The sequence below is a fragment of the Streptomyces sp. NPDC058375 genome (assembly GCF_042723425.1).
GTDB lineage: Bacteria > Actinomycetota > Actinomycetes > Streptomycetales > Streptomycetaceae > Streptomyces > Streptomyces durocortorensis.
The window spans coordinates 1-9504 of the sequence record NZ_JBHXJG010000270.1 but is presented as its reverse complement, the minus strand read 5'-3'; the positions used below and the strand labels follow the sequence as shown (position 1 = coordinate 9504).

Annotated in this window: 7 protein-coding genes; 2 read left to right on the top strand and 5 right to left on the bottom strand. The window is 70.9% G+C overall.

Annotated features, from left to right (window positions below; genetic code table 11):
* Positions 1 to 43: 43 nt before the first annotated feature.
* The 4 genes from ACFWM7_RS30075 to ACFWM7_RS30060 all read right to left on the bottom strand — a co-directional run bounded on the left by ACFWM7_RS30075 (position 44) and on the right by ACFWM7_RS30060 (position 6718).
* Positions 44 to 1465, bottom strand: coding sequence for a sugar porter family MFS transporter (locus ACFWM7_RS30075; RefSeq protein WP_383266499.1), 1422 nt, complete (start codon positions 1463 to 1465; stop codon positions 44 to 46).
* 205 nt (positions 1466 to 1670) lie between these two features.
* Positions 1671 to 5438 (bottom strand): AAA family ATPase, encoded by a 3768-nt coding sequence (locus ACFWM7_RS30070; protein WP_383266496.1) that lies wholly within the window; start codon positions 5436 to 5438, stop codon positions 1671 to 1673.
* A 347-nt stretch (positions 5439 to 5785) separates the two neighbouring features.
* The gene (locus ACFWM7_RS30065) at positions 5786 to 5998 is read right to left on the bottom strand and encodes a hypothetical protein (protein ID WP_006127885.1); all 213 of its coding nucleotides are present in this window, start codon (positions 5996 to 5998) and stop codon (positions 5786 to 5788) included.
* Between the two features lie 438 nt (positions 5999 to 6436).
* Positions 6437 to 6718 carry an acylphosphatase gene (locus tag ACFWM7_RS30060; protein ID WP_205080801.1) on the bottom strand — a complete coding sequence of 94 codons (282 nt, stop codon included), beginning with the start codon at positions 6716 to 6718 and terminating at the stop codon, positions 6437 to 6439.
* A gap of 235 nt (positions 6719 to 6953) precedes the next feature.
* Between ACFWM7_RS30060 and ACFWM7_RS30055 the strand changes: the two genes are divergently transcribed.
* Complete coding sequence (locus ACFWM7_RS30055; RefSeq protein ID WP_383266492.1) at positions 6954 to 7916, top strand: CAP domain-containing protein; 963 nt, start codon at positions 6954 to 6956, stop codon at positions 7914 to 7916.
* Between the two features lie 74 nt (positions 7917 to 7990).
* Entirely contained in the window at positions 7991 to 8410 is a 420-nt protein-coding gene (locus ACFWM7_RS30050) for a winged helix-turn-helix transcriptional regulator (RefSeq protein WP_383266489.1), read from the top strand.
* On the opposite strand, the gene mutM is transcribed toward ACFWM7_RS30050, so the two are convergent.
* Entirely contained in the window at positions 8383 to 9243 is an 861-nt protein-coding gene (gene mutM, locus ACFWM7_RS30045) for a bifunctional DNA-formamidopyrimidine glycosylase/DNA-(apurinic or apyrimidinic site) lyase (protein ID WP_383266487.1), read from the bottom strand. The two genes, ACFWM7_RS30050 and mutM, sit on opposite strands and share 28 nt — an antisense overlap.
* Between the last annotated feature and the right edge of the window lie 261 nt (positions 9244 to 9504).

The window sequence follows — 9504 nt, the reverse complement described above, 5'->3', positions numbered from 1 at the left end:
GAGAGGGGCAGCGGGGAATGGCCCGTCTCCTCCAGCCGGGGGGTCAGCCCATCTCCTCCAGCGTCTTGCCCTTGGTCTCCTTCACGAACTTGAGCACGAAGGGGATCGAGAGCACGGCGAAGCAGGCGTAGATGATGTACGTCCCCGAGAGGTTCCAGTCGGAGAGGCTCGGGAAGCTGGCGGTGATCGCCCAGTTGGCGATCCACTGCGCGAACACGGCGACGCCGAGGGCGGCGGCGCGCAGGCGGTTCGGGAACATCTCGCCCAGGAAGACCCAGACGACGACACCCCACGACAGGGCGAAGAAGAGCACGAACACATGGGCGGCGATCAGGGCCACGGCGCCCTGGGTCTCGGGCAGCTTGCCGTCGACCAGGTCGGCGGAGAAGGCCCAGGCCTCGACGGCGAGCGCGACCGCCATGCCGATGGAGCCGACGAGGGCGAGCGGCCTGCGGCCGACCCGGTCCACCAGCACCATCGCGATCACCGTACCGATGATGTTGATGATCGAGGTGGTGAAGGAGTAGAAGAACGAGTCGGTCGGGTCGATGCCGACGGACTGCCACAGCGTCGCCGAGTAGTAGAACGCCACGTTGATGCCGACGAGCTGCTGGAACATCGACAGGCCGATACCGACCCAGACGATGGGCAGGAAGAAGAACCGGTTGCCGAGCAGGTCCTTGAAGGAGGACTTGTGCTCGCGGTGCATGGCCGTCTCGATCTCGTTCACCCGGGCGTCGAGGTCGATCTTGTCGCCCTCCACCTCTTCGAGGATCTTGCGGGCTTCGGCCTTCTTGCCGACCGAGATCAGGAAGCGCGGGGACTCGGGGATGGCGAAGGAGAGGAGCCCGTACAGGATGGCCGGGACGACCATCACGCCGAGCATCCACTGCCAGGCCTCCAGGCCGAGGATCTTGCCGCGCTGGTCGCCGTCGGCGATCTGGAGGACGGCGTAGTTGACCAGCTGGGAGATGGCGATGCCGATGACGATCGCGGCCTGCTGGAAGGAACCGAGCCGGCCTCGGTAGGCGGGCGGGGAGACCTCGGCGATGTAGGCCGGGCCGATGACGGAGGCCATGCCGATGGCGAAGCCGCCGACGATGCGCCACATCGCCAGGTCCCAGAGCGCGAACGGCAGTGCGGAGCCGATCGCGCTGGCCGTGAAGAGCACCGAGGCGATCTGCATACAGCGGATGCGGCCGATCCGGTCCGCGATCCGGCCGGCGGTGGCGGCGCCGATCGCACAGCCGATCAGCGCGATGGCGATGACCTGGGCGAGCGTTCCGGAGCCGATGTCGTACCGGTCGCGGATCGCCTCGACGGCGCCGTTGATGACGGAGCTGTCGTATCCGAAGAGGAAGCCGCCCATCGCCGCGGCCGCGGTGATGAAGATGACATGCCCGAGATGGTCCGGGTGGGCCGCCCGGGCCCCGGACTCGGGTCCGTTCGCTGTGCTGCTGGTCACGTGAACTCCTGATGCCTGGCCGGGGGTCAGACGTGCGGTGTGAGCCTTCCCAGTGGCGCACACGATCCAGTCCGCCACCACTTGAAGGCGAAATCAACTTCGCAGAGGGTATGCCTTCAAGAATCGAAGTCAAACAGTGGGTCCTCGCCCGTCTACCCAGGAGTGAGCGATACGTGCCTTGAACTTCTGATGATTCGGTAAAAAGTCAACGCAGCCGCTGGCTGATGACCTTCGAGACCCCGTCGCCCTGCATGGACACGCCGTACAGCGCGTCGGCGACCTCCATCGTCCGCTTCTGGTGGGTGATCACGATCAGCTGCGAGCTCTCCTGGAGCTCCTCCATGATCCGGATCAGCCGCTGGAGGTTGGTGTCGTCGAGCGCGGCCTCGACCTCGTCCATCACGTAGAACGGGCTGGGCCGGGCCTTGAAGATCGAGACCAGCAACGCCACCGCCGTCAGGGACCGCTCACCGCCCGACAGCAGGGAGAGCCGCTTCACCTTCTTGCCCGGCGGGCGGGCCTCGACGTCCACGCCGGTGGTGAGCATGTTGTCCGGGTCGGTGAGGATGAGCCTGCCCTCGCCGCCGGGGAAGAGCCGCGAGAAGACGCCCTCGAACTGCCGGGCGGTGTCGTGGTAGGCCTCGGTGAAGACCTGCTCGACCCGCTCGTCGACCTCCTTGATCACCTGGAGCAGATCGGCCCGGGTCTTCTTCAGGTCTTCAAGCTGCTCGGACAGGAACTTGTGCCGTTCCTCCAGCGCGGAGAACTCCTCCAGCGCGAGCGGATTCACCTTCCCGAGTTGCTGGTACGCCCGTTCGGCCGACCGCAGCCGCTTCTCCTGCTCGGGCCGCCGGTACGGCCTCGGCTGGTTGCGCGGGTGCTCCGGGTCCTCGGGCAGCTCCTCGCCCTCGGCGGGCGGCGACGGCGGCACGAGCTGGTCGGGCCCGTACTCGGAGACCAGCCCCGCGGGCTCCACGCCCAGCTCCTCCAGGGCCTTCGTCTCCAGCTGCTCGATCCGCAGCCGCTTCTCGGCTCCCAGCACCTCGCCCCGGTGGACCGAGTCGGTGAGCTTGTCCAGCTCGCCCTTCAGCCCCCGGCCCCGGTCGCGCTCGACGGCCAGCTCGCGCTCGCGTTCGCCCTTCGCCGCCTCGGCCGACGTCCGCTCCTCGTCGGCCCGTACGAGGGACACCTCCACGTGCGCCAGCAGCTGACGGGCGCCCGAGGCCACGGCGGAGGCGACCTCGGCCTCGTACCGCAGCCGGGCCCGGCGCTGTTCGGCACGGGCGCGGGCCTCGCGTTCGGTCCGGGCGGCCCGGTCCAGCGAATCGGCGCGGCCGGCCAGCGCCTTGACCCGCTCCTCGTGCGTACGGGCCTGGAGCCGGGCCTCCATCTCGGTCTGGCGGGCGTTGGCCCCGTCGGCGGCGAGCCGGTCCCGCACGGAGGTGTCGGGCTCCTCCTCGGCCGGCGTCTCCTCGGCGACCAGCAGCCGCTCGGCCAGCTCCTCGGCCTCCTCGGTGGCCCGCTCCAGCGCTTCCTGGGCCCGGGCGGCGGAGGCGGTCATGCGCTCGGCCTCGCCCGCCGCGCTCCGGGCCGTCCCGGCGAGCCGCCCGAGCTGCTGGGCGAACCCGGACTTCTCCCGCTCGGCCGCCCGGCGGCGCTCCCCCAGCTCCTCGACGAGCGCGGCCTGCTCCGTGCGCCGCTCCCCCGCCAGGCGCTGGGCCTCGGCCAGTTCCTCGCACCGGACGGCCAGCTCGGCCAGCTCGGCGGCGGCCTCGTCGACGGATGCCTGCACCTCCAGCAGACTGGGCGCCCCGGCCGACCCGCCGTGCGCGAAGTGGGCGGAGAGCACGTCCCCCTCACCGGTCACCGCGGTCAGCCCGGGGTGCGCGGCGACCAGTTCCTCGGCCTCCTCCAGCGTCCCGACGACCACCATGTCCGGTACGAGACGGCGTACGGCCCCGAGCAGCGCGGCGGGCCCGCGCACGAGGTCGGCGACGGCGGAGGCGGTGGTCGTCTCGGCACGGCCGCCCGAGAGGGGGACGACGGCGAGCGGGCCGCTGTGCTGCGCGGACAGCTCGGGTTCCGTACGGCCGTAGGTGCCGCCGGGCGCGGCCGCGGGTACACCGGGAGCGCCGCCCTGACCGGGCACCACGGCGGACGCGGGATGCGGGGAGCCTTCCCGTACAGGTGCCGGTACCTGCTCACCGGACTGCTCCGGTACGTGGTGGGGCCCGCCGCCCGTGGCATCGGCGGCCACCGTGCCCAGCAGCATCGCCGCCCGCCCCGCGTCCCGTTCGCGCAGCAGCCGGATCGCGTCGGCGGCCGTGGCCGGGTCCGTGACGGCCACGGCGTCCGCCGCCGACCCGAGGGCGGCCGCGACCGGGATCTCGTACCCGGGCTCGACGGTGAGCAGTTCGGCGGCGGGCCCGAGGACGCCGGCGAGCCGGTCCCGAGCCCCGAGCAGCGCCCCCGTACCGTCCTTGCGGCGCAGGCCCAGGGCCAGCGCCTCGTGCCGGGCCGCGACCGCCGCCCGCCTGCGCTCGGCGGCGGTGGCCTCGTCGCGGGCCGCGCTGTGGGCGGCCTGGGCCTCGGCGAGGGCCTGCTTGGCCTCCTCGTGGCGGGCGGTCAGCTCCTCGTCGACCCCGTCCAGCCCTTCCACCTCGGCCTTGAGCTGCTCGTACTCCTCCTGGGCGACGACCGCGCGCTCCTGCGCCTCGTCGCGCGACGCTGCCAGCCGCTCGATCTCGGCCTGGGCCGAACCGGCCCGGCTGCGGGCCGCGTTGACCTGGCCGTTCAGCCGGGCGAGCCCTTCGCGCCGGTCGGCGATGGCCCGGGCCGCGTCCTTGAGCCTGCGCTCCTCGACGGCCAGCTCGCGTTCCAGGTCGGCGCGGTGGGCGACGGTGTCCTCCAGGGCGTTCTCGGCCGCCTCCAGGGCCGCGGTCAGCTCCGCCTCCTGCTCGCGGATCCGGGCGGCCTCGCGCTCCAGGTCCTCGGGGTCGCGGCCCCGGCGCTCCTCGCTGGGCGCCTCGGACGCGCTGCGGACCCGGGCGTCGGCCAGCGAGATCGTGCCGCGGACCCGCTCGGCCAGTTGTGACAGCTCGTACCAGGTCTGCTGGGCGCGCTGGAGCCGGGGCGCGAGGCGGCGGACCTCGCCCTCCAGCTCGGCCTCGCGGGCGAGCGTCGCCTTCAGCTCGGCCTCGGCCGCGTCCTTGCGCTTCTTCAGCTCGGCCTCGTCGGCGATCTCGTCGCGCAGCGCGTCCCGCAGGGTGACCAGGTCGTCCGCGAGGAGCCGGAGGCGGGCGTCGCGCAGGTCGGCCTGGATGACGGCGGCCCGGCGGGCGACGGCGGCCTGCCGGCCGAGCGGCTTGAGCTGGCGGCGCAGTTCGTCGGTGAGGTCCTGGACCCGGGCCAGGTTGGCGCCCATCGCGTCCAGCTTCCGCAGCGCCTTCTCTTTCCGCTTGCGGTGCTTGAGCACGCCCGCGGCCTCCTCGATGAAGGCCCGGCGGCCCATCGGGTCGGCGTGCAGGACGGAGTCCAACTGTCCCTGCCCGACGATGACGTGCATCTCGCGGCCGATGCCGGAGTCGGAGAGGAGTTCCTGGATGTCGAGCAGCCGGCAGGTATCGCCGTTGAGCTGGTATTCGCTGCCGCCATTGCGGAACATGATCCGAGTGATCGTCACTTCGGCGTACTCGATGGGCAATGCGCCGTCGGAATTGTCGATGGTCAGCGACACTTCCGCGCGGCCGAGCGGCGGCCGCCCGGTCGTCCCGGCGAAGATCACGTCTTCCATCTTGCCGCCGCGCAGGGATTTGGCCCCTTGTTCCCCCATGACCCAGGAGAGCGCGTCCACCACATTGGATTTGCCGGATCCATTGGGTCCGACAACGCAGGTGATCCCCGGTTCGAACCGCAGGGTGGTGGCGGACGCGAACGATTTGAAACCACGCAGGGTCAGGGCCTTGAGGTGCACGCCGCCGGACTCTACCTTTCGCTCTCGGTTTCGCTGATGAAGGTGCAGGGCACATCAGACGGTAAGCGAAGGCCGGTACGTCCGGGGTGGGGGTCGGGCAAAGAAAAAGGGACGCCGAAGCGTCCCTGTGAATCTTGCTGGCGACTGTGCGTCCAGACATCCAGCTGACTCTGTGAATCCAGCTGTCGGTCCCGCGCGGTGCATCGCAGAACGACCGGACAACGGCATCCCCGGCGATGCGGGAACCCCGGTGTTCGGGGACGGCGATCCGTGACGCAGGACGGATCAGAGATGTTCCGAGGCTACTGAGCGTGCCCGGCCCGACCGGCCCGAAAGGGCCGTGGTGGTCAGGTCAGTGCAGGCTCGCCCTGGGGTACGTCGATGTCGATGCTGTCGAGCAGCGACTCCTGGTGCTGGGCGGCGGCGTTGAGTGCGTCGTTCTCGTCCTGGATCCGGGTGAGCTCGGATTCCAGGTCCTGGACGCGCTGCTGGAGCCGTCGCATCTCGGCGAGGAGTCGCGGGTCGGAACCGCCGACGTAACCGAGAAGCGCCTTTGCCATGATGGATGGTCCTCCACAATGAGTGACCGACCGATGCGGTGTGGGTCGTCAGGGGATCGCACCCGCGGTGCTCGGCAGGGCTCTGTCACCACTGCGGTTCTGCTGCTAATCAGCTCTACCGAACAGCTAAGGTGCGCGGGGTTTTCAGCGTCTCACCAAAAAGTTTGACGGTCAACACGATCACACCCTGTGTACCCGGGTGTCCCGGGGGCGCGCGGCCGGACGATCATGCGGCGCGACTCTCCTGCAGGACCCCGAGGGGTGTGCGGATCTTCGTCAATGCCGCAGCCTTGCACGACATCCCGCTTCTGGCAACCATCGGCCGCCCTCGCGTCCCGTCGCAGGTCATTTCGGGTGCGGGGCCCGAGCGGGTGGCCCGGTGACCCTTCGGCGCGCCGCGTTCACAGAGCGGATCCGGAGGGGTCGCGCGGGACGGGATCAGCGGATGGCGAAGCCGTCGTATCCACCGCGCGGGGTGTCCCAGATCTCAGTGACTCCGTCCACGCGCCCGGGTGTGTCGTCGGACCGCAGCCAGTCCAGCAGACGGTGGCAATTGTCACGCCGCCCTTCGGCCACGATCTGCACCCGGCCGTCGTCGAGATTGAGAGCGAACCCGATGAGCCCGCCGATCTCCAAAGCGTTTGCCCTGGTGAACCAGCGGAAGCCTACTTGCTGTACTCGGCCGCGTACCCAGACGACGAGGCGTGCTTCTTCGTTCATGCCCGAACGCTAACCGGCCAATTGCTTTCGAAGCACGTCGCCCCCTTTCGCCCATGGGCTACAGTCCCGTCGCAACAGCCTCACTCGATCGGGTGAGTATCGGACGGACGTCGACGGAAAGTCGATCAAGCGGCGTTCGCTCCGCGTGCGACCGAATTCGATCAACGAGCAGTTGAACAACGGGGCAGTCGAGTGACGTCGCCACGGCGTCCGGAGTATCAGGAAGGCACAGCGCATGGGACGCCACCGACGATCCGCCGCAGGCCCCGCCGCTGAAGAACCCGCGGCCGGGGCCGCTTCCCGGCACCGGGGCACGCGCCGCAAGAAGTCCGGCGTGCCGATCCGGACCGGGCTCCTCGGCGTCTCGGCGGCCGTCGCCGTCGGCGCGGTGGCCGTCGCCTCGGGCCTGATCCCCGGCGGCGACACCCACACCTCGGGCAACACCACCGCCGCCGACCAGATGCGCACGGGCGGTGCGCCGGACCTGCTGACGCAGGGCGGCAGCTCCACCGCGCCGGCCGACCGGTCCTCCTCCCCCACCAGCCGGGGCAGCGAGCGCCCGGAGGCTCCGAGCAAGACCCCGTCGAAGACGCCCTCCAAGACCCCGTCCAAGACGCCGTCGCCCTCGAAGACCTCCAAGGCGCCGTCGAAGTCGGCCGCGCCCTCCACGTCGAAGAAGCCGGCCGCCACCCCGTCCGAGAAGTCGAAGGCGCCGACCTCGGCCCCGGAGAAGAGCAGCGCCCCGGCGAGCAAGGCCCCGGCGCCGCCGAAGACCTCCGCGGCCCCGCCGCCCAGCAAGAAGCCGAGCCCTTCCCCGACCGACGCCTCCGCACGCACCGAGGTGCTGGCCTTGGTGAACCAGGAGCGCGCGAAGGTCGGCTGCTCCCCGCTGTCCACCAGCGCCCCGCTGACCTCGCTCGCGCAGAACTTCAGCGAGGACATGGCGGCCCGCGGCTTCTTCGACCACACGGACCCGGACGGCGACACCCCCTGGGACCGTGCCGCGCAGGCCGGCGTGCAGGGGCTCGGCGCGGAGAACATCGCCCGGGGCCAGGCGGACGCCCAGGCAGTGATGGAGGCCTGGATGAACAGCGAAGGCCACCGCGAGAACATTCTCAACTGCGACTACAAGACCATCGGCATCGGCGTCCACGAGGGCTCCGGCGGCCCGTGGTGGGTCCAGAACTTCGGCTTCTGACCGGCCCGACAGGTCTCCTTACTCCCGCACAGCGCTCCCTCGGGGTGAGCACTGTGCGGGAGTAAGCTTTTGTTATGGCCAGCGATGCACATACGCATACGGATACAGACCCCGACAGTCTCGACGGCTTCGCCTTCGACGTCTTCTCCCGCGCGTGCCCCTCACGCTCGACGCTGGAGCACGTCACCGGGCGCTGGGGCGGTCTGACGATCGGCGCCCTGTACGAGGAGAGTCTCCGCTTCAACGAGCTGCGCCGCCGGGTCGACGGGGTCAGCGAGAAGATGCTGTCCCAGACCCTGCACGCCCTGGAGCGCGACGGGCTCGTCCTGCGGGAGGCCCAGCCGGTCAATCCGCCCCGGGTCGACTACGAGCTCACTCCGTTCGGCCGCGAGGTCGCCGAGAAGCTCCTCGGGCTCATCCACTGCGTCGAGGGGCGGATGGACGAGGTCCTGGCCGCCCGGGCGCGTTACGACGAGGCGCGCGGCGGCCGTTGACAGCGCGGGCAGTAGTAGCTGGAGCGGTTCATCCAGGCGCGGCGGCGCATCGGGGTGGAGCAGCGGTTGCAGGGCTCGCCCTCCCGGCCGTACGCGTCAAGCGACCGGTCGAAGTAGCCGGACTCGCCGTTCACGTTGACGTACAGGCTGTCGAAGCTGGTGCCGCCCTGGGCGAGGGCCGCGTTCATGACGTCGCGGGCGTGGCCGAGCAGTTCGGCGGACTTGGGGCGGGTCAGGGTCGCGGTCGGCCGGTCGTAGTGCAGCTTGGCGCGCCAGAGCGCCTCGTCCGCGTAAATGTTGCCGACGCCGCTGATCAGCGACTGGTCCAGGAGCGCCCGCTTGACCGTCGTGCGGCGCAGGCGCAGCGCGATGTGGAACGCGGAGTCGTCGAAGAGCGGGTCGAGGGGATCCCGGGCGATGTGCGCGATGGTGTCCGGCAGGCCGTCGGGGGTGTTGTCGTGCAGCGAGAGCCCGCCGAAGGTCCGCTGGTCGACGAAGCGCAGTTCGGTGCCGAGCGCGTCGTCGAACCGCATCCGGATCCGCAGGTGCTTCTCGTCGGGCGCGTCCGCGGGCTGCACCAGCAGCTGTCCGCTCATGCCGAGGTGGCCCAGCAGCGAGGAGGCCGCCTCCTCGACCGGCACCCAGAGGTACTTGCCGCGGCGCATCGCCGCCCCCAGGCGGGCCCCGCGCAGCCGGGCGGCGAAGTCGACGCCGCCCGCGAGATGCCGGCGGACCGAGCGCGGGTGCAGGACCTCGACCTCGGTGACGGTGCGGCCTCTGACCCAGCGCTCCAGGCCCCGGCGGACCACTTCGACCTCGGGCAGCTCGGGCACGGTGCACCACTCCAGACACATCGACGGTAGTACGGGGGCGGGGCGGGCGGAAACGCGAAGGCCGCGGTGACCGCGGGAGCCGCCGCCTGGACAGGGAAAACCCCTCGGTGCGCAGGGCACCGAGGGGTTCTCGTTTCGCTTCAGGCCGGAGCGGCGTCCGTGTTCGGCGACGGGTCGGCAGGGGTGTCGGCGGCCCCTCCGTCGGCCGCGGACTTCTCCGCGGCCTGCCGTGCCTCAGCGGCGGCGCTGATCTCGCGCCAG